The sequence below is a fragment of the Mycolicibacterium cosmeticum genome (genome assembly GCF_000613185.1).
In the GTDB taxonomy this organism is placed as follows: Bacteria; Actinomycetota; Actinomycetes; order Mycobacteriales; family Mycobacteriaceae; genus Mycobacterium; species Mycobacterium cosmeticum.
In genome coordinates, this window is the sequence record NZ_CCBB010000003.1 from 1,421,669 (window position 1) to 1,439,831 (window position 18,163).

The window sequence follows — 18,163 nt, forward strand, 5'->3', positions numbered from 1 at the left end:
GCGGGCGTCGCCGTCACGGCGACGCGGTCTGGCGGAATGGATGCTGACGGCGGCTCCGTACCGATGGAGGCGGGGCTTCGGTGAGTCGAAACACCAAGGCCTGCGCTTCCTGCGATCCGGCGCCGATCAGCTTTCGGAAAGTGTATTGCAGGGAACGCAGTTCATCGGTGAAGGCCGGCGACAACGCGTCCAATTCGCGGTCGTTGTGGGCGTAGAGAAAGGCCGGAGAGATGGGCTGCACGGCCAGACCGCGCATTTGGGCGGTGATCCATACCGCCTCGATGGCCTGGCCCGCCAGTGCGTAATCGGCAAGGGTGTGGCCAGAAAACGAAATGGTCGCCAACGCCGCACCCGCCACGACGCGGTCTCGGGTGTTGTCGCCCAACGCACCACCGGCGTTCCACCGAGCCAGATGCGCCATCACATCCGGGCGGCGCAACACGTCGAGCACGGCGAGGTCCGAAGGCGGTAGCTCAAGGCCGCGCACGTCGATTCCGTACTCCGGTTTGGGATCTCCCGGCCACCAGAGTTCGGAGAACATCTCCGCGTGCAATCTCGGGGTGAGATAGCGGATCCGGTCCGCGGCCGCGAGTACGGCTGCTCCGGCTTCGATCTCGGGGCCGGCGGTGAGCAGATGCAGACGGGCGCCGAACCGGGCGGCCGTGGTGCGCAACAGCTCTGCCAGTTCCGGCGAGATCTCCCGGCCCGAACCGTGATGACGATTGGTGGCGCGTTCCAGCATCGGGCCGTACAGTTCGGCCAGTTCCGGCTCGGCCCTGCCGGCGAGCGTGATGACCGCCTCCAGGGGCGAGCGTTCACCGCCGGACCCGATGTGCACCTCGGTGCCACGGCCACGGGCCGCGGCTGCCACCGTCGCATTGAACACCGCGGCGCCCAACGCGACGGCACTGCCGCGGAATTCGACGTCCATCATGGTGGTGCGCTCCGGATCGATGCGCACCGTCAGGGAGTCCGGCCCGATATCGATGCGCCACGGTTGAGCGTTGCCTCCCGACGGTGCACGGATCGCGGCGGTCGCCATGGCCGCGGGCACCGATGTCGGTTCATCCGGCTCCGCGGGGTCATCGGGGGGTGTGGGGGACAGCGGCTGTGCGGCATGAGGATCGGTGGACTGTGCCAACTGCGCGCCGATGTCGATGCGGACCCGGCCCGACGGCAGGGGTTCGCCCGAGCCGATGCGCCGCACGGCCTCGGCGATCAGCGCGGCGCCGAGGGTCACCTCACCCGCCAGTTGTGGCCAGGTGGACAACGTCTGGCCCACCTCGCACAACGATGCCGCCATCCGCCCCGACAGCTGACCGGCATCCAGGATGCCCAACACATAGGGCACCTTGTCGGCGCTGGTGAGGCCGGCCAGCCCGGCGGTTTCCACGTTGCCGAGCAACCCGTGCAGGATGGGGCGCGTCGGGTCCAGGTCGAACCGCTCGACGTCGACGAGGCCGCGGTCGCTGGTCGCCATCAGCACCGGGATGCGGCGGGCCCGCGCGGCTTCGCGGACAAGCACCTTGGTGTCGAGTGAGTCGCACACCTCGATGAGGATGTCCAGGCCGTCCAGGAAGGGATCGATCGTTTCGGCGGTGATTCCCGACGTGTCGGCGTGCACGGTCAGGTAGGGGTCGACCTCGGCGATCCGGCGCGCGGCGACGATCGCCTTGTTCTGGCCCTCGTCGAAAACGGTCGCGGGCACCCGGTTGAGGTTGCTCAGTTCCAGATCGTCGAAGTCGGTCAGCCGCAGTTCACCGCAGACTCCCTGGGCTGCGAGGGTATGGGCGATGACATGACCGACGCTGAGGCCCACCACACCGATACGCAACTGGCCGAGGCGGTGTTGTTCGTCGAGCGTGATCAGATTGCGGTTCCGGTCCAGCCGGAGCCGGCGGAAACCCAGCGGGCCGAGCATCGCCACGACCGTGCGCCGCCACGGGAAGTAAACCCACCGCGGGGGCTCGCCGAGGATGTCGTCCGTCGGTGCCGGGTTCAGCGCGTGCAGGGCCGTGCGCTGGGTTTCCCGGTGGTCGATGAATTCGATATCCGGGCGGGCGCGCAGCTGCCGGAGCAGGTCGGCGTGGTCGGGGTGGTCATCGGACAGAACGATCGCGTTGCCGGGATCGGTCACGCGTCACTCCCGGCGGCGGCGTCCTCGTCGTCGAGATCGGTCATGAGAGGCAACAGGTTTCGCGACTCGGCGAGGATCGTCGAGATCTGCTGGGGCTCAGCGGAGCGGGTGAATTCGGCACGGTCCCACCACATCATCTTGGTTTGGTATCTGGCATCCGGGTACGGCGTTGCGGGGATGCGGGAGACGACGATACCGCCGGAGGACCGCCAGCGGTCGAGCACATGGTCGGCGGCGGTCGCCAACGCGAACTTGGCGCCCAGGATCGCGGTCGCATGCAGCGGCATCCGGGCCAGGGCGGCGGTCAGGAAGCGGCCGCGGTCGTGCTTGCCGGCCCAGGCCGTCTTGATCTCCACCACGCCGAAGGGGAGGCGGTCGGCGATCATCTTGTGCACCGCGGACAGCCCGGGTTGACCCGCCCATTCCACGATGGCGTGCGACTGCTCGACGTCGACATAGGGGCCCTGCGCGCGTACGCCGCCCACCACGGTGCCGTCGGGGTCGATCGCGGCCAGGAACAGCGATGTCATGGCGGGGTCGCGCAGGACGTCCTCGTCGATGGCGCGCTCGGCGCCGTGTCCCCGGTAACTGGCCATCGCACCGTCGACGAAGTCGTCCCACAGCTCCGGCTCGGCCGGTGGTGTGCTCATCACCAGGGTGCAACCGGTGGCACCGTCGTACCAGTGCGCGGTCCCGGACGCGGGCAGTGCCGGTGTCGCCGCCTCGGCCAAGGAAGCCCTCATGTGTACCCCGATCGAGTCGCCGGCACCGCGTCCGCGATGACGTGCATTTTCATGCTTATTCAAATAGGTCAAATAAGTATCGTCATAATCAGGGGTAATTCCAGCGGAATCTTCTGACTGGAAATGCCAACTATTTGCTGCGTACGAATCCGTGTTTGACCAGCAATGTGCGCACGTGGGGCTTCTATTGTTTGGGCGTCAATTAACATCCGCGGAGTCCAGGTTACGGCAAAAAATGATGGCTGTGTCAATAATTGTCTGGTCAATACTGCTGACCGGGGCCGCAGACCCTTCCGGGACCCGCGACCCGACACGCACCCCGCGGTCCGCGCGAACTGAGGAGGGGGCCCGGTGAAAGGTCGGCACCCTCAGCAGGCTATGTATGAAGCACTATCTCGAGAGGAGAAATTGTGAAAGTCTTCGCCGACCTTGACGAACTCATTGCCGGAGCCGGTGCCGAACTCGGGCCCACCGAATGGCTGGAGATCACCCAGGACCGGGTGAACCTGTTCGCCGACGCCACCGAAGACCATCAGTGGATCCACGTCGACCCCGAGCGGGCCGCCGGCGGACCCTTCGGTGGACCCATCGCGCACGGCCTGCTGACGCTGTCGCTGCTGCCGCACTTCTCCCACCAGCTCTACCGCGTGGAGGGCATCAAGCTCGCGGTGAACTACGGCTACAACAAGGTGCGCTTCGTCAGCCCGGTCAAGGTCGGCGCGAAGATCCGGGCGCGTGGTGTGCTCACCGATGTGGCCGTACCCGCCGCGGGCACCGCCCAGGCCACCGTCACCATCACCGTCGAGATCGAGGGCTCGGACAAACCCGCCGCCGTGGCCGAGTCGATCGTCCGCTACATCGCCTGAGCCGCCTTGACGAGGGCGCCGCCGATGATGAGCCGCTGGATCTCGCTGGTGCCCTCGTACAGGCGCAACAAACGCACCTCGCGGTAGATGCGTTCCACCGCCACCTCGCGCATATACCCACTGCCCCCGTGGATTTGGACCGCCAGATCGGCGACCTTGCCCACCATCTCGGTGCAGTACAGCTTCGCCGTCGACGGCGCGACGCGGCGGTCCTCACCCGACACCCACAGCCTGGCCGCCTCCCGGACCAGCGCCCGGCCGGCCATCACGCCGGTCTGCTGGTCGGCGAGCATCGCCTGCACCAGCTGGAAGCTGCCGATCGGCGTGCCGCCCTGGGTCGCGGTGGCGGCGTACGCCACCGACTCATCCAGTGCCCTCTGGGCGGCGCCCACCGCCACCGCGGCGATGTGGATCCGGCCGCGGGCCAATGACGTCATGGCCGCCCGATAGCCGATGTCCACACTGCCGCCGACCAAGGCGTCATCGCCGACGCGGACCTCGTCGAAGCTGACGTCGGCGGTCCAGGCGCCCTCCTGGCCCATCTTCGCGTCCTTGCTGCCGACCACCACGCCGGGCGCATCGGCGGGCACCAGGAACACGGCGATCCCCGCGCCGTCGGCATCGGCCGGTCGGGTGCGGGCGAACACCACGAACAGATTCGCCGTCGGCGCATTGGTGATGAACCGCTTCTGGCCGCTGATCACCCACTGCCCACCGTCGCGCACCGCCTTCGCCCGCAGGCCGGCCGGATTCGAGCCGGCGCCCGGTTCGGTGAGCGCGAACGACGCCACCACCTCGCCGGAGGCGATGCCCGCCAGCCAGCGGGCCTTCTGCTCATCGGTGCCGAAGCCGACCAGAACCTGACCCGCGATGCCGTTGTTGGTGCCGAACATCGACCGCAGCGCCAGGCTGGTGTAGCCGAATTCCATCGCCAGTTCGACGTCCTGGGTCAGGTCGAGCCCCAGGCCGCCCCACTGCTGGGGGATGGCGTAACCGAACAACCCGAGGTGCCTGGCCTGGTCGCGGATGTCGTCGGGCACCTTGTCGGTGGCCATGATCTCCAATTCGCGCGGCACGACCTGGGTGCGGATGAACTGGCGGGTGGCGGCGAGGATGTCGGCGAAATCCTTGTCGCTGACTTCACTGCTGACCGTGGACGTCATGGGTCGGACTCCTGACTGCTACCCGGGGATTCAGACTTGATGCAAGAAATATCATATTTTATGTTGGGCTCCAGCCCGCGAGGTCTCAGAGGAAGGATGGCGATGGCCCTGCTAGACGGTCGCACCGCGGTGATCACCGGGGGTGCCCAAGGAATCGGATACGCGATCGCGGAACGATTCGTCGCCGAGGGCGCCCGGGTGGTCTTGGGTGACCTCAATCCCGAGGCGACCGAGGCGGCGGTGGCCACACTCGGCGGCTCCGCGGTCGCCCATGCCGTGCGTGCCGACGTCACCGACGCGGCTGCGGTGCAGGCCCTCGTCGACGCGGCCGTCGACACTTTCGGCGGTTTGGACATCATGGTCAACAACGCCGGTATCACCCGTGACGCCACCATGCGCAAGATGACCGAGGAACAGTTCGATCAGGTCATCGACGTGCACCTGAAGGGGTGCTGGAACGGCACCCGACTGGCGGCCAACATCATGCGCGAAGCGAAAAGCGGTGCCATCATCAACATCTCGTCGATCTCGGGCAAGGTCGGCTTGGTCGGGCAGACGAACTACTCGGCCGCCAAGGCCGGTATCGTCGGCCTGACCAAGGCCGCGGCCAAGGAGGTCGCGCATCTGGGCGTGCGGATCAACGCGATCCAGCCCGGGTTGATCCGCTCGGCGATGACCGAGGCCATGCCGCAACGGATTTGGGATCAGAAGCTGGCCGAGATCCCGATGGGCCGGGCCGCCGAGCCCAGTGAGGTCGCCTCGGTGGCGGCGTTCTTGGCCTCCGACATGTCCTCGTACATGACCGGCTGCGTACTCGAAGTGACCGGCGGGCGGCACATCTGATGTCCGCGGCGGCGAACACCGTGGTGATCTGCGAGCCGATTCGCACGCCGATCGGTCGTTACGGCGGGATGTTCGCCTCGTTGACCGCCGTCGAACTCGGTGTCGCGGCGCTGCGGGGACTGTTGCAGCGCACCGGCCTGCCCGCCGGCGCGGTGAGCGACGTCATCCTCGGCCACTGCTATCCGTCCCCGGAGGCCCCGGCGATCGGCCGGGTGGTGGCGCTGGACGCCGGGCTGCCGATCACGGTGCCCGGGATGCAGGTGGACCGCCGATGCGGATCGGGGCTGCAGGCCGTCATCCAGGCCTGCCTGCAGGTCGGCAGTGGCGCCAATGACCTGGTTGTCGCCGGCGGTGCCGAGTCGATGAGCAATGTCGCGTTCCACAGCACCGATATGCGCTGGGGTGGCTCCCGCACCGGCATCCGGGTGCACGACGGGCTGGCCCGCGGTCGCACCACGGCCGGCGGCAAGAACTACCCGGTGCCGGGCGGCATGCTGGAGACCGCGGAGAACCTTCGGCGGCAGTACGGCATCTCCCGCGCCGAGCAGGACGAGCTGGCCGTGCGCTCACACCGGAAAGCCGTTGCCGCCCAACGGGACGGGGTGCTGGCCGACGAGATCGTCGCCATCACGGTGTCATCGAAATCCGGCGAGCAGTCCATCGACACCGACGAGCACCCCCGCGCCGACACCTCGGTGGAGGCCTTGAGCATGTTGAAACCGATTCTGGGAAAACAAGACCCGGAGGCGACCGTCACCGCGGGAAACTCCAGCGGCCAGAACGACGCGGCGTCGATGTGCATCGTCACCACGGCCGCGCGCGCCGAAGAACTGGGCTTGCGGCCCCTTGTCCGCCTGGTGTCGTGGGGGCTGGCCGGGGTGGCGCCCAACGTCATGGGCATCGGCCCCGTGCCGGCCACCGAGGTGGCGTTGCGCAACGCCGGCCTGACGCTGGCCCAGATCGACCTCATCGAACTCAACGAGGCGTTCGCCGCGCAGGCACTGGCGGTGCTGCGGGAATGGAAGTTCACCGAGGCGGACATGGAGCGCACCAACGTCCGCGGCTCCGGGATCTCGCTGGGGCACCCGGTCGGCGCCACCGGTGGTCGGATGCTGGCCACGCTGGCCCGCGAACTCGACGCCCGCGGCGCCCGGTACGGGCTGGAAACCATGTGCATCGGCGGCGGTCAAGGACTGGCCGCCGTGTTCGAACGGATCGCCGCATGACCCGGTTGGCGCAGACCCTCGGCCTGACCGAGGTGCAGGCCGAGATCGTCGCGACCGTACGGCAATTCGTGGACCGGGAGGTCATCCCGAACGCACAGGAACTGGAACACTCGGACACCTACCCACAGGCCATCGTCGACGGCATGCGCGAGATGGGCCTGTTCGGGCTGATGATTCCCGAGCAGTACGGCGGGCTGGGGGAGTCGCTGCTGACCTACGCGCTGTGCGTGGAGGAACTGGCGCGCGGCTGGATGAGCGTTTCGGGCGTGATCAACACCCACTTCATCGTCGCCTACATGCTGCGCCAACACGGTACCGACGAACAGAAGCAGCGTTACCTGCCTCGGATGGCCACCGGTGAGGTGCGCGGCGCGTTCTCGATGTCCGAACCCGAACTCGGTTCCGACGTCGCCGCCATCCGTACCAAGGCGGCCCGCGATGCCGACGGCAACTACACGATCAGCGGGCAGAAGATGTGGCTGACGAACGGCGGCAGCTCGACCTTGGTGGCCGCACTGGTGAAAACCGATGAGGGAGCGGCCAAACGGCACCGCAACCTGACGGCCTTCCTGATCGAGAAGCCCGCCGGTTTCGGTGAGGTCAAGCCGGGCCTGACCATCCCGGGCAAGATCGACAAGATGGGCTACAAGGGCATCGACACCACCGAGTTGATCTTCGACGGGTATGCCGCCTCTGCCGACGACGTTCTCGGGAACGCCCCGGGACAGGGCTTCTTCCAGATGATGGACGGTATCGAGGTGGGCCGGGTGAACGTCTCGGCACGCGCGTGTGGCGTGGGTATCCGAGCTTTCGAGCTGGCCGCGCGTTACGCCCAGCAGCGAGCCACGTTCGGGAAGCCGATCGCCGAGCACCAGGCGATCGCCTTCCAACTCGCGGAGATGGCCACCAAGGTCGAGGCCGCGCATCTGATGATGGTCAACGCCGCACGGCTCAAGGATTCCGGTGAGCGCAACGACATGGCCGCGGGGATGGCGAAGTACCTTGCCAGCGAATTCTGTTCGGAGGTCACCCAGCAGAGCTTCCGGATCCACGGGGGCTACGGCTACTCGAAGGAGTACGAGATCGAGCGGCTGATGCGCGACGCACCGTTCCTGTTGATCGGTGAGGGCACCAGCGAAATCCAGAAGACGATCATCAGTAAGAACCTGCTCGATGAGTATCGCGTCTGATTCCGGCGGGCGAGCGAAACGTCGGGGGGAGCACGAACTGGCCGATCGCCCGCAGCTGTCCGACGATGTCGCGCGGGTGGTGCGGCGCCGGATCTTCCACGGCACCTATCCGGCCGGGATGTACCTGCGGTTGGACCAGCTGGCGGCCGATCTGGGCATCAGTGTCACGCCGGTGCGCGAGGCACTGCTGAATCTGCGCGCCGAGGGCCTGCTGGTGCAGCACCCGCGCCGCGGATTCATGGTGCTGGAGGTCACCGCCCGCGATATCGCCGACGTCGCCAACCTGCAGGCCTATATCGGTGGCGAGCTGGGGGCGCGGGCGGCCGCCAATATCACCGACGAACAGCTGGCCGAGCTCACCGCCATCCAGGACGCGCTCGAAAAGGCTTACGACCACGACGATCTGGACCGCACCGTGCGGCTCAACCACGAATTCCACCGGCTGATCAACGTCATCGCCGATTCGCCGAAGCTGACCCAGGTGATGTCCGTCGTCACCCGCTACGCGCCGGAGTCGGTGTTCCCCACCCTGGAGGGCTGGCCGGCCCAGTCGATCCGGGACCATCGCACGGTGATCGACGCACTGCAGCGGCGTGACGGGGACATGGTGCGGGCCGCGATGGCCGAACATTTCACCATCGGGGTCCGGCCGATGACCGAGCACCTCACCGAGCGGGGCGTGATCCGACCGGCCTGAGGCGCCCGTTTGTGCGGATCGATCCGCGTGGAACGGCGCGTCGCGGATGAAACGGCACAAACGCGACCCGGGTGCGTCGCTCAGCCCAGCCGCACCGTGCCGTCCGGGTCGACCCGCCATCCCGGATTGTGCGCGATCTCCCAGACCACTCCGTTGGGGTCGCGGACGTGGGCGTGGAACACACCACCGAACTGGCCCGGCTGTGGGGCCTTCAGTATCGTGCCGCCGGCCTCGGCCATCGCCGCGACGATGTCGATGACCGCGCTGTCGCTGCCGACGTTGTGGGCCAGGGTGATTCCGGACACCGTGGCGCCCGGATGGTCGGCGGGCAACCCGAGGTCGGCATTGAACTTCTCGGCGAGGAAGAACGCGAGCACCTGTCCCGGGGCGGTCTGGTAGAACACGATCTCGCCCTCGACGTCCAGCAGCGCATGCCAGCCCAGCGTGCCGTAGAAGCGGCGGGTGGCGTCCAGGTCGACCGCGGCGATGGTGACGAAGTTGAGCTGCTGGTCCATCACCCGACCATAGCGGTCAGCCGACGTCGTACGGTGCGGCTTTCCGCGGCCGGCCACCGCAGTAGCCAACCACACGCCGGCCCGCCTACAGTGGGTGCTACGTTTACATAATCACTGGATACCGTAAAGGTGGAAGAGATGCCCACACCCGTCATCGTCGGCGCTGCCCGCACCGCCATCGGCCGGTCCTTCAAAGGCACGCTGGTCAACACGCCGCCGGAGGCGTTGCTCGGTGCGGTGCTGCCGGAGGTGATTCGCCGGTCGGGTGTCGACCCGTCGGTGATCGACGACATCATCATCGCCGAATCGCATTACGGCGGCGGTGATCTCGCGCGGTACGCGGCGCTGGTCGCGGGTCTGGAGAACGTGCCGGGCCAGTCGGTCAACCGGCACTGCGCGGGCAGCCTGACCGCGATCGGCAACGCGTCGGCGCAGATCGGCTCGGGCATGGAGCGTGCCCTGGTCGCCGGTGGCGTGCAGTCCCTGTCGATGACACCGCTGATGAACCAGCGCATCCCGGGGCCCGAGCTCAAGTTCGAGGAGCGGTGGCTGCCGCCGATCCACGTCGAGACGCCGGACGCCCCGGCGCGGGACATGTCGATCACCGTCGGCTGGAACACCGCGCAGACCTACCGGCTCACCCGCGAGGACCTCGACGCGTGGGCCGCCCGCTCACATCAACGCGCCGTCGCCGCCCAGGACGCCGGCAAGTTCCTCGACGAGATCGTGCCGCTGAAGGTCACCCAGCCCGACGGCTCGGTGATCGACTTCAGCGTCGACGAGCACCCGCGCCGCGACACCACCGTCGAGAAGCTGGCCGCCCTCAAGGTCCTGCATCCGGAGATCGAGGGATTCTCCATCACCGCGGGCAACAGCAGTGGCACCAATGACGCCGCCGCTGCCGTCGCGCTGGTCGCCGATGACTACGCGGCGGCCGAAAATCTGACGGTGCTGGGCAAGGTCCGCGCGTGGGGTTCGGTGGGCGTCGCGGCCCGCGACACCGGGCTCGGTGGGGTCAAGGTGATCGGCCGGGTCCTGGACCGGGCCGGTCTCAAGCCTTCGGACGTCACGCTGTGGGAGATCAACGAGGCGTTCGCCTCCGTGCCGGTGGCGGCCGTGCGCGAGTACGGACTGGACGAAGACCGGGTCAACTTCTCCGGCAGCGGCTGCAGCCTGGGGCATCCGATCGCCGCCTCCGGCGCGCGGATGATCACCACCTTGATCTACGAACTGCAGCGTCGCGGCGGCGGTATCGGGGTGGCCGCGATGTGCGCCGGCGGCGGACAGGGCGGCGGCGTCGTCATCGAGGTGTAGCCCAGCGGGCTACTTGCCGCGCGCCTTACCGCCCTTCGGTTTGCCGATCTTGGTGGCCGCGTGGTCGAGAATGCACGTCAGCCCGTACTCGAAGTTCTTCTCGTCGGAGGCGCCGAAGCTGTGCCCCGCGCTGGTGAGCTGGGCCAGCAGCGGCGCCACCTCGGGGTCGATGACGAAGGTCCGGTCGGGGGCGCTCGGTCCGTCTCCATCGGCCTGGTGATTCTTCTCGGCCAGCCGCTGTAGCACCACCGAACCGCGGACATGCAACGTGACCGCCGAGTATGTGTCGAACGCATCGGCCGGGCTCAGGCCCGCCTGGATCAGGCCCGCGATGGCCTTCTCCATCTCCTGCACGCCCAGTTTGGCCGCGCGCGGGCTCAGCGCCGCGCGGATCAGGATCAAATCGCACAGAATCGGGTTGCCCACGAACGTTTTTCGCATGGTGCGGGCGTGATTGCGCAACGTCTCACGCCAATCCTCGGCCTCCACATACGGTGTCGCGAAGACGTACTCGCTGAGCGCCCGATCGGTCATCGCGTCGAGAAGTTCGTCCTTCTTGCGGAAGTACCAGTAGATGCTGGTGACGCCGACGCCGAGGTGCTTGCCCAGCAGCGGCATGCTGAGGTTGTCGATGCCGACCCGTTCGGCGAGTTCGAAGGCGCCCTTGATGATGTCGTCTGGATTGATGGACCCGCGCTCCCGTCGTTGCCGCTTCTCGGCCACCGGCTGCTTTGCCACCGCAGACACCTCCATCCGTACTCTCTGCCACGACGCGTGGTGGGAGGCCGTCAAGCTTACCGGGAGGCATACCGTGGCGAGTGGGCCCAGATGCTTCGCGGGCTGGTTACTGTAATGGATTTAGTAGTGTTTTCCAGACCTACCGGAACGCACAATCGGACAGTGAGCGAGGGATGAGCGTGGCAGACGAAGTCCTCACCGAACGGCAGGGCCGAACCCTGGTCATCACCATCAACCGGCCCGAGGCACGCAACGCGTTCAACCTCCCGGTGGCTCAGGGGTTGGCCGCGGCGATGGACGAGCTCGACGACAGCGCGGACCTTTCGGTGGCGATCCTCACCGGCGCCGGCGGAAACTTCAGTGCCGGAATGGATCTCAAGGCGTTCGCCGCCGGCGAGCTGCCGTATGTGCCGGGCCGCGGAATCGGATTCACCGAGCGGCCGCCGCGTAAGCCGGTGATCGCCGCGGTGGAAGGCTACGCGCTGGCCGGCGGCACCGAGATGGTGCTGGCCACCGATCTGATCGTCGCCTCGCGCACCGCGAAGTTCGGCATCCCCGAGGTGAAGCGCGGTCTGGTGGCCGCCGGTGGTGGGCTGCTGCGGCTGCCGCACCGCATCCCGTATCAGAAGGCGCTGGAACTGGCACTGACCGGGGAGAACTTCACCGCCGAAGAGGCCGCCGAGTGGGGGTTCGTCAACAAGCTGACCGAACCCGGCGGCGCGCTGGCCGGCGCGCTCGAACTCGCCGAGAAGATCACTGCCAACGGTCCGCTCGCGGTGGCGGTCACCAAGGAGATCATCGTCAAGTCGGCCGAGTGGAGCCACAGTGAGATGTGGCATAAGCAGAACGAGTTGATCGCACCGGTGTTCTCGTCCAAGGACGCGATCGAAGGGGCGACCGCGTTCGCCGAGAAGCGCAAGCCGAATTGGACCGGTAGCTGATCGCCCAGGGAGCCCAGGCGGGTCAGTCGGGCGCGCTGTCGCGTCGTGACCGCGCCGCCCGGCGCTGCATCTCGGCGCGCTCCCGGCACCGCCGGCGGAACTCCTCTTCGGCGGCCTCGTCGATGCTCGGCGCTGCGGGGACGACCCGGTCGGGCGACGGGCGCCCCGCGATGAACCAGGCGAGCGCGCCCGCCACCGGGGCGAGGACGACCAGCAACGTCCATTGGGTGCGGCCGAAGCCGCGGATGCGCGCCTCGTCAGCGCGTGCGATATCGACGATGGCGGTCACCAAGAGCGCGGTGACCAGTAATCCCAGGTAGGGCACGGGCAGTATCCTCTCGTGGGCCGGCGGCCAGCGTTGGGACGACACAACGCTGGGCCGACTCACTTACTGCGAATCTAGCAAGCGCGCGGGGCGCGGCTAGTTGTCGCTCGTCGCCGGTGGTGGTTGGAAGGGTTGGTACCACCACCATTGGGCGCGTTCCCCAGGGCGGCGATCGAGCGGCAACCGGTCATCCCGGCCAGGTCCTCGCGCTCGATCTCGGCGACGATCTCGACCAAACGGCCGTCGATGGCGTTGCGTTGCCCGCACAACTCACCGATCTCACCGAACAGCACCGCCAACCGCTCTTTGGGTTCCAAAGACGCTGCGGCGGTGGACATGACACCCTTCTCGCAGAGGGGTCCGACAACTAGGGTGGCGTCGATCGACTCGAGTCACGTCGCATCCACCAGAAGCCGTAGCGCGATCTCGTCAACCGCGACGGCGGTGTTGGCGAGCATCACCACCGCCGCGGCGCCGGCCCGGTCGAGAGCCAGCATGCTCGAAAAGCCCCCGGTGGCGCCGTTGTGCCAGGCGATGTCGACATCCGCAACGCGATCGGTGAACCACCCGTAACCGACCCGACTTCCATTCCCGGCATCCCAACGGGGTTCGAGCGCGGTGAGGCCCGGCGCCTCCCCGTCGAGCAACGCTTGCGCGTAGGTCGCCATGTCGGCGGCAGTTGAGCGGACCCCGCCCGCAGGCGCGTACGCGCCCAAAGTCCAGGCCTGCTCGCGGGTGCCGCGCGCACTCCATCCCGTCGGCGCACCGGCGGGCAGGTCCAAGCTGGACAACGGTGTGTTCGACCGCGTCATACCGAGCCGAGTGAACAGGTGGCGGTGCAGCAGTTCGGGAAACCCTGTCCCGGCGTGGGCGGCGAGCGCCTGACCCAGCAGCGCAGCACCGAGATTGGAGTACGAAAACTGGCCTCTGCCAGCTATTTTCGCGCCCCGGGCCTGGGTGAGCAACCCCTGAAGGTCGGCTGTGTACGGATTGCGGTGCCGCAGGACCGCGACAATCGCATTCGCGCGATCCCGCAGGCCCGTGGCGACGCGAGGCAGCCCGGAACGGTGACTGGCCAGTTCCTCGAGTGTGACGTCGGCCGCCGGGCTGCTGTCGAGGTCCAGCAGGCTCCCGACGCGTGTGTCGGTGCGCAGCTCGCCCGACTCGACGGCCTCTGCGAAAAGCAGTGATGTCAGGGTTTTGGTGACGGACCCGATCTCGTAAACCGTGCCGGGCCCAGCTCCGAAATGGGCGTGGCGGTGTACGCCGCCACGGATGCTCACCACGCTGAGTCGGTCGGTGAGGCGGGCGGCCCGGGCAAGGGGTTCGACCCGCGCGATCAGATCCGAGTCGCCGGTCGCCTCTCCGAGTTCAGATGCCTGCACCGGTCCATCATGGCTGTCGTGTCCGCGAAGGCGGCCACCCGGCTGCTACCGTTGCCTTTACCGGAAGGGGTCAGTGCATGGGTGTAACCGACGAATGATGGAACCTGAATACGAAGCCATCCGCCAGCTCAAGGCCCGTTACTGCAGATTCCTGGACACCAAGGACATCGAGGCGTGGAAAACGGTGTTCGCACCGGACGTCGTGGTCAAGCTCGACATGGCGATCTCCACCGGCGGCGCCGACGGTCAGACCGCGCCGGAGTTGCACGGCCTCGACGAGTTCCTGCCCGTCGTCCTCGGCGGTGTCGAGGGGGCTCAGACCAAACACCACTGTCACACCCCGGAAATCACCATCACCTCCGACACCACCGCCTCGGGCATCTGGGCAATGGAGGATCTGTTGTTGTTCCCCAACGGAAGTGAGCTCTTCGGTGCCGGTCACTATCACGAGACGTACGAAAAGCGTTCGGGGACATGGGTGATCACGACACTGCACCTGACCCGCACCATCCTGCGGTTCACCCCGCCCGCCGATGATCGCCAGCCCGCACCGGTGACCAGGGGCTAGGGGCGTGACCGCGGCGCCGCTGGACGAACTGGGTTTCTATCTGCTGGCCGGCGCCGGTGGAGACGGGCCGGCGACCTTGATGGACGAGGCGCGCCGCGGTGAGGAACTCGGGTTCGGTACGGCGTTCATCTCGGAGCGCTGGAACGTCAAGGAGGCGTCGTCGCTGACCGGGGCGGCGTGCGCGGTGACCAGCCGCATGCGGATCGCCACCGCGGCCACCAATCACAACACCCGGCATCCGCTGATCACCGGGTCGTGGGCCACCACCATGCATAAGTTGTCCCGCGGCAGGTTCACCCTGGGCATCGGCCGCGGCATCGCCGCCATGTACAACGCCTTCGGGGTGCCTGCCGTGACGACCGCCCAGATGGAGGATTTCGCCACGGTGATGCGCCGGCTGTGGCACGGCGAGGTGATCTTCAACCACGACGGCCCGATCGGCAAGTATCAGTTGTTGTTCCTGGATCCCGATTTCCGCGAGGACATCCGGCTGGCCGTCGTGGCATTCGGGCCGCAGACCCTGGCGCTGGGGGGCCGCGTCTTCGACGACGTCATCCTGCACACCTACTTCACCCCCGAGACGCTGCAACGCGCGGTCAAGACCGTCAAGGACGCCGCCGAGCAGGCCGGCCGGGATCCGGCCGACGTGCGCGTGTGGTCCTGCTTCGCCACCGTCGGCGACCACCTGCCCGAAGAACTGCGACTCAAGAAGACGGTGGCCCGGCTGGCCACCTACCTGCAGGGCTACGGCGATTTGATGGTCAGCACGAACAACTGGGATCCGGCCGTGCTGCAGCGCTTTCGGTCGGATCCGGTGGTGACGTCGATTCCCGGCGGCATCGATCACAAGGCCACCGCCGAGCAGATCGAACACATCGCCACCCTGATCCCCGACGAATGGCTGGAACCCTCAGCCACCGGGACGGCACAACACTGTGCCGACCGTATCCGCCAGGAGTTCGGCTACGGTGCCGACGCCGTCATCCTGCACGGCGCCACGCCGGACGAACTGGAGCCGATCGTGAGCGCGTACCGGGGATCCTGACCGGCGGACGTGCTGAGCAGGTCAGCAGCAGCGGGCCGCGGGGTTGGCGTCCGCGGCTGCGTGGCGCTGACGCCAGTACTCCCGCTCGGTCAGCACCGGTTCGCCGGGGTGGGTGCGGCGGCGATGCTGCAGGTATCGCTGGTAGTGGTTGTCGCCCATCAATGATGAGCAGTACCAACGGATCTGGCCGGCGAGGTCGGCAAGGCGTCCCATTCCTTCTGCACCTCCTTCTCCGCGGCGGTGGGGATCAGCCCGGACGGGGCGAACAGTTTGGAGGGCACCGGGTCGTCGGCCGACAGCGGGCGGCCCGCTCCGCGCAGCACCCGCACGGCCACCACCACACCGGCGACGAACACGATCAGTACCAGCACGGCGAAGATGATCGACAGGGTGCCCTGGATGAACGTGTTGCGGATGACGGCGTCCAACTGGTCGGGATTCTTGGCCGCCCCGAATGCGGTCTTGCCGGCGTCCTTGGCCGCAACGTACTGCGAATGCTGCTTCCAGTAGCCGACTTTCGGATCACCGGAGAAGATCTTCTGGAACGAGGCGGTCATCGTGACGGTCAGGTCCCACAACAACGGGACACCGGGGATCCACGCCCACTTCACCAGCCCACGTTTGATGATCACGACGGTGACCACCGTCAACGCGATGGCGGCCAGCAGCTGGTTGGCGATGCCGAACAACGGGAACAGCGTATTGATGCCACCCAGCGGGTCGGTGACACCCATCAGCAGGATGCTGCCCCACGCGGCCACCACGATGATGCTGCAGACCCACGCACCCACCCGCCAGCTCGGATCGCGCAGATTCTTCAGCGGCCCACCCAGATTGGCCAACCCGTCCGACAACATGAACCGGGCCACCCGGGTGCCGGCGTCCACGGTGGTCAGGATGAACAGGGCCTCGAACATGATCGCGAAGTGATACCAGAACGCCTTCATGCTCGCCCCGCCGAACACCTGGTGCAGCACCTCGGACATGCCGAACGCCAGGGTGGGTGCGCCGCCGGTGCGGGAGACGATCGACTTCTCGCCGACGCTCTCGGCGGCATCGGCGATCTCCGCTCCGGTGATCGGCTGGCCGGACAGCCCGAGCCCGTTGACGTAGTCGGCCGCGGTCTGCGCGGTGGTACCGGTTTGCGCCGACGGCGCGTTGATCGCGAAGTACAGATGCTGATTGAGGATGGCCGCGGTGATGAGCGCCATGATGGCCACGAACGACTCGGTGAGCATGCCGCCGTAGCCGATCAGCCGCATCTGCGATTCCTTCTCCAGCAGTTTCGGCGTGGTCCCCGAGGAGATCAGCGAATGGAAACCGGACAGGGCGCCGCAGGCGATGGTGATGAACAAGAAGGGGAACAGCGCCCCGGCGAACACCGGGCCCGAGCCGCTGCCGGCGAAGTGGGACAGCGCCGGTGCCTCCATCACCGGGCGGGCCAGCAGGATGCCGATGGCCAGCAGCACGATGGTGCCGACCTTCATGAACGTCGACAGGTAATCGCGGGGCGCCAGCAGCAGCCATACCGGCAGCACGGAGGCGGCCAGGCCGTAGATGATGATGCACCACGACAACGTCACCTTCGACAGGGTGAACCAGTCGGCACCCCAGGACGTTTCGGCCACCCAGCCACCGGCGACCACCGCCAGCAGCAACAGCACCACGCCGATGAGGGACACCTCGGACACCCGGCCCGGGCGCAGGAAGCGCAGGTACAAGCCCATGAAGATCGCGATCGGGATGGTCATCGCGATGGAGAACACGCCCCACGGGCTCTCGGCCAGCGCGTTGACCACCACCAGCGCCAGCACCGCGAGCAGGATCACCATGATCACCAGCACGCCGACGATCGCCGCCACACCGCCGATGCTGCCGAGTTCGTCGCGGGCCATCTGGCCCAGTGAACGGCCCCGGCGGCGCACCGAGATGGACAGCACCAGGTAGTCCTGGACGCAACCGGCCACCAGCGCGCCGATGATGATCCAGATGGTGCCGGGCAGGTATCCCATCTGCATGGCCAGCACCGGCCCGACCAACGGTCCGGCGCCGGCGATCGCGGCGAAGTGGTGGCCGAACAGCACCCGCCGATCGGTGGGCATGTAATCGGTGCCGTTCTCGAAGATCTCGGCCGGGGTGGCGTGATCGTCGCGCGGCTGCACGATCTTGTTCTCGATCAACCGCGCGTAGAACCGGAACCCGATGACATAGGTGCAGATGGCCGCGATGACGAACCACACCGCATTCACCGTCTCACCGCGCAGAAACGCGATCACCGCCCAGGCGATCGCACCGAGCAGGGCGATCACCCCGAAGATGACCCGGTGCCGCACGGTGATGGGGGAGCGATCGATGATCGCGACCGGCGGGAGGTCCTCATCGGTGCGGAGATAGGTGATATCGCCCTTGCGTTCTTCCAGAGGTCTCGTCGGTGAAGCCATAGGGCGATCTTTTCATCGCGACAAAC

General features: G+C 67.3%; 19 protein-coding genes. 9 read left to right on the forward strand and 10 right to left on the reverse strand.

What is annotated here, in order from left to right:
* Positions 1 to 13 precede the first annotated feature (13 nt).
* Entirely contained in the window at positions 14 to 2,137 is a 2,124-nt protein-coding gene (locus tag BN977_RS26045) for an Rv1355c family protein (protein WP_036402599.1), read from the reverse strand.
* Entirely contained in the window at positions 2,134 to 2,880 is a 747-nt protein-coding gene (locus tag BN977_RS26050; protein ID WP_024451141.1) for a hypothetical protein, read from the reverse strand. Before BN977_RS26050 ends, BN977_RS26045 begins: the two co-directional genes overlap by 4 nt.
* A gap of 410 nt (positions 2,881 to 3,290) precedes the next feature.
* On the opposite strand from BN977_RS26050, the gene BN977_RS26055 reads away from it, so the two are divergent.
* Positions 3,291 to 3,746 carry a MaoC family dehydratase gene (locus tag BN977_RS26055; RefSeq protein WP_024451140.1) on the forward strand — a complete coding sequence of 152 codons (456 nt, stop codon included), beginning with the start codon at positions 3,291 to 3,293 and terminating at the stop codon, positions 3,744 to 3,746.
* Here BN977_RS26055 and BN977_RS26060 read toward each other — a convergent pair.
* Positions 3,734 to 4,909 (reverse strand): acyl-CoA dehydrogenase family protein, encoded by a 1,176-nt coding sequence (locus tag BN977_RS26060; protein WP_024451139.1) that lies wholly within the window; start codon positions 4,907 to 4,909, stop codon positions 3,734 to 3,736. The genes BN977_RS26055 and BN977_RS26060 overlap by 13 nt on opposite strands.
* A gap of 102 nt (positions 4,910 to 5,011) precedes the next feature.
* On the opposite strand from BN977_RS26060, the gene fabG reads away from it, so the two are divergent.
* Genes fabG through BN977_RS26080 form a run of 4 tightly spaced genes read left to right on the forward strand, consistent with a single transcriptional unit; the run spans position 5,012 to position 8,865 of the window.
* On the forward strand, positions 5,012 to 5,752 hold the full coding sequence (gene fabG / locus BN977_RS26065; protein ID WP_036404466.1) for a 3-oxoacyl-ACP reductase FabG: 741 nt from the start codon (positions 5,012 to 5,014) through the stop codon (positions 5,750 to 5,752).
* The gene (locus BN977_RS26070; RefSeq protein ID WP_036402601.1) at positions 5,752 to 6,978 is read left to right on the forward strand and encodes an acetyl-CoA C-acetyltransferase; all 1,227 of its coding nucleotides are present in this window, start codon (positions 5,752 to 5,754) and stop codon (positions 6,976 to 6,978) included. Before fabG ends, BN977_RS26070 begins: the two co-directional genes overlap by 1 nt.
* Positions 6,975 to 8,168: an acyl-CoA dehydrogenase family protein gene (locus BN977_RS26075; protein ID WP_036402603.1), complete on the forward strand. Its 1,194-nt coding sequence runs from the start codon at positions 6,975 to 6,977 to the stop codon at positions 8,166 to 8,168. The genes BN977_RS26070 and BN977_RS26075 overlap by 4 nt, the downstream gene beginning before the upstream one ends.
* Positions 8,152 to 8,865: a GntR family transcriptional regulator gene (locus BN977_RS26080; protein WP_051561914.1), complete on the forward strand. Its 714-nt coding sequence runs from the start codon at positions 8,152 to 8,154 to the stop codon at positions 8,863 to 8,865. Before BN977_RS26075 ends, BN977_RS26080 begins: the two co-directional genes overlap by 17 nt.
* An 80-nt stretch (positions 8,866 to 8,945) precedes the next feature.
* Here the strand turns inward: BN977_RS26080 and BN977_RS26085 are convergent, their stop codons facing one another.
* Positions 8,946 to 9,380 carry a VOC family protein gene (locus tag BN977_RS26085; RefSeq protein WP_024451134.1) on the reverse strand — a complete coding sequence of 145 codons (435 nt, stop codon included), beginning with the start codon at positions 9,378 to 9,380 and terminating at the stop codon, positions 8,946 to 8,948.
* A 138-nt stretch (positions 9,381 to 9,518) separates the two neighbouring features.
* Between BN977_RS26085 and BN977_RS26090 the strand changes: the two genes are divergently transcribed.
* Complete coding sequence (locus BN977_RS26090; protein ID WP_036402607.1) at positions 9,519 to 10,694, forward strand: thiolase family protein; 1,176 nt, start codon at positions 9,519 to 9,521, stop codon at positions 10,692 to 10,694.
* 9 nt (positions 10,695 to 10,703) lie between these two features.
* Here the strand turns inward: BN977_RS26090 and BN977_RS26095 are convergent, their stop codons facing one another.
* Positions 10,704 to 11,432, reverse strand: a complete 729-nt coding sequence (locus BN977_RS26095; protein WP_051562165.1) for a TetR/AcrR family transcriptional regulator — start codon at positions 11,430 to 11,432, stop codon at positions 10,704 to 10,706.
* 179 nt (positions 11,433 to 11,611) lie between these two features.
* Between BN977_RS26095 and BN977_RS26100 the strand changes: the two genes are divergently transcribed.
* A complete protein-coding gene (locus BN977_RS26100) occupies positions 11,612 to 12,373 on the forward strand; it encodes a crotonase/enoyl-CoA hydratase family protein (RefSeq protein WP_036404471.1) in 762 nt (253 codons plus the stop codon).
* Positions 12,374 to 12,395: 22 nt separating this feature from the next.
* On the opposite strand, the gene BN977_RS26105 is transcribed toward BN977_RS26100, so the two are convergent.
* The 3 genes from BN977_RS26105 to BN977_RS26115 all read right to left on the reverse strand — a co-directional run bounded on the left by BN977_RS26105 (position 12,396) and on the right by BN977_RS26115 (position 13,984).
* Positions 12,396 to 12,698 carry a PLDc N-terminal domain-containing protein gene (locus BN977_RS26105; RefSeq protein WP_036402611.1) on the reverse strand — a complete coding sequence of 101 codons (303 nt, stop codon included), beginning with the start codon at positions 12,696 to 12,698 and terminating at the stop codon, positions 12,396 to 12,398.
* Between the two features lie 74 nt (positions 12,699 to 12,772).
* Positions 12,773 to 13,036, reverse strand: a complete 264-nt coding sequence (locus BN977_RS26110; RefSeq protein ID WP_036402614.1) for a hypothetical protein — start codon at positions 13,034 to 13,036, stop codon at positions 12,773 to 12,775.
* 54 nt (positions 13,037 to 13,090) lie between these two features.
* Positions 13,091 to 13,984: a serine hydrolase domain-containing protein gene (locus tag BN977_RS26115; protein WP_165576374.1), complete on the reverse strand. Its 894-nt coding sequence runs from the start codon at positions 13,982 to 13,984 to the stop codon at positions 13,091 to 13,093.
* A gap of 196 nt (positions 13,985 to 14,180) precedes the next feature.
* On the opposite strand from BN977_RS26115, the gene BN977_RS26120 reads away from it, so the two are divergent.
* On the forward strand, positions 14,181 to 14,651 hold the full coding sequence (locus BN977_RS26120; RefSeq protein ID WP_036404476.1) for a nuclear transport factor 2 family protein: 471 nt from the start codon (positions 14,181 to 14,183) through the stop codon (positions 14,649 to 14,651).
* Between the two features lie 4 nt (positions 14,652 to 14,655).
* Positions 14,656 to 15,696, forward strand: a complete 1,041-nt coding sequence (locus BN977_RS26125) for a TIGR03857 family LLM class F420-dependent oxidoreductase (RefSeq protein WP_036402617.1) — start codon at positions 14,656 to 14,658, stop codon at positions 15,694 to 15,696.
* 21 nt (positions 15,697 to 15,717) lie between these two features.
* On the opposite strand, the gene BN977_RS32075 is transcribed toward BN977_RS26125, so the two are convergent.
* Positions 15,718 to 15,909, reverse strand: coding sequence for a YbdD/YjiX family protein (locus tag BN977_RS32075; RefSeq protein ID WP_081664281.1), 192 nt, complete (start codon positions 15,907 to 15,909; stop codon positions 15,718 to 15,720).
* Positions 15,855 to 18,137 (reverse strand): carbon starvation CstA family protein, encoded by a 2,283-nt coding sequence (locus BN977_RS26130; protein ID WP_024451126.1) that lies wholly within the window; start codon positions 18,135 to 18,137, stop codon positions 15,855 to 15,857. The genes BN977_RS32075 and BN977_RS26130 overlap by 55 nt, the downstream gene beginning before the upstream one ends.
* Positions 18,138 to 18,163: the final 26 nt, after the last annotated feature.

Coding starts and splice junctions, on each gene's coding strand:
- BN977_RS26050 (WP_024451141.1), bottom strand. CDS start 2,880: ATGAGGGCTTCCTTGGCCGAGGCGGCGACACCGGCACTGCCCGCGTCC.
- fabG (WP_036404466.1), top strand. CDS start 5,012: ATGGCCCTGCTAGACGGTCGCACCGCGGTGATCACCGGGGGTGCCCAA.
- BN977_RS26075 (WP_036402603.1), top strand. CDS start 6,975: ATGACCCGGTTGGCGCAGACCCTCGGCCTGACCGAGGTGCAGGCCGAG.
- BN977_RS32075 (WP_081664281.1), bottom strand. CDS start 15,909: ATGGGACGCCTTGCCGACCTCGCCGGCCAGATCCGTTGGTACTGCTCA.
- BN977_RS26120 (WP_036404476.1), top strand. CDS start 14,181: ATGGAACCTGAATACGAAGCCATCCGCCAGCTCAAGGCCCGTTACTGC.
- BN977_RS26060 (WP_024451139.1), bottom strand. CDS start 4,909: ATGACGTCCACGGTCAGCAGTGAAGTCAGCGACAAGGATTTCGCCGAC.
- BN977_RS26080 (WP_051561914.1), top strand. CDS start 8,152: ATGAGTATCGCGTCTGATTCCGGCGGGCGAGCGAAACGTCGGGGGGAG.
- BN977_RS26085 (WP_024451134.1), bottom strand. CDS start 9,380: ATGGACCAGCAGCTCAACTTCGTCACCATCGCCGCGGTCGACCTGGAC.
- BN977_RS26070 (WP_036402601.1), top strand. CDS start 5,752: ATGTCCGCGGCGGCGAACACCGTGGTGATCTGCGAGCCGATTCGCACG.
- BN977_RS26110 (WP_036402614.1), bottom strand. CDS start 13,036: ATGTCCACCGCCGCAGCGTCTTTGGAACCCAAAGAGCGGTTGGCGGTG.
- BN977_RS26130 (WP_024451126.1), bottom strand. CDS start 18,137: ATGGCTTCACCGACGAGACCTCTGGAAGAACGCAAGGGCGATATCACC.
- BN977_RS26090 (WP_036402607.1), top strand. CDS start 9,519: ATGCCCACACCCGTCATCGTCGGCGCTGCCCGCACCGCCATCGGCCGG.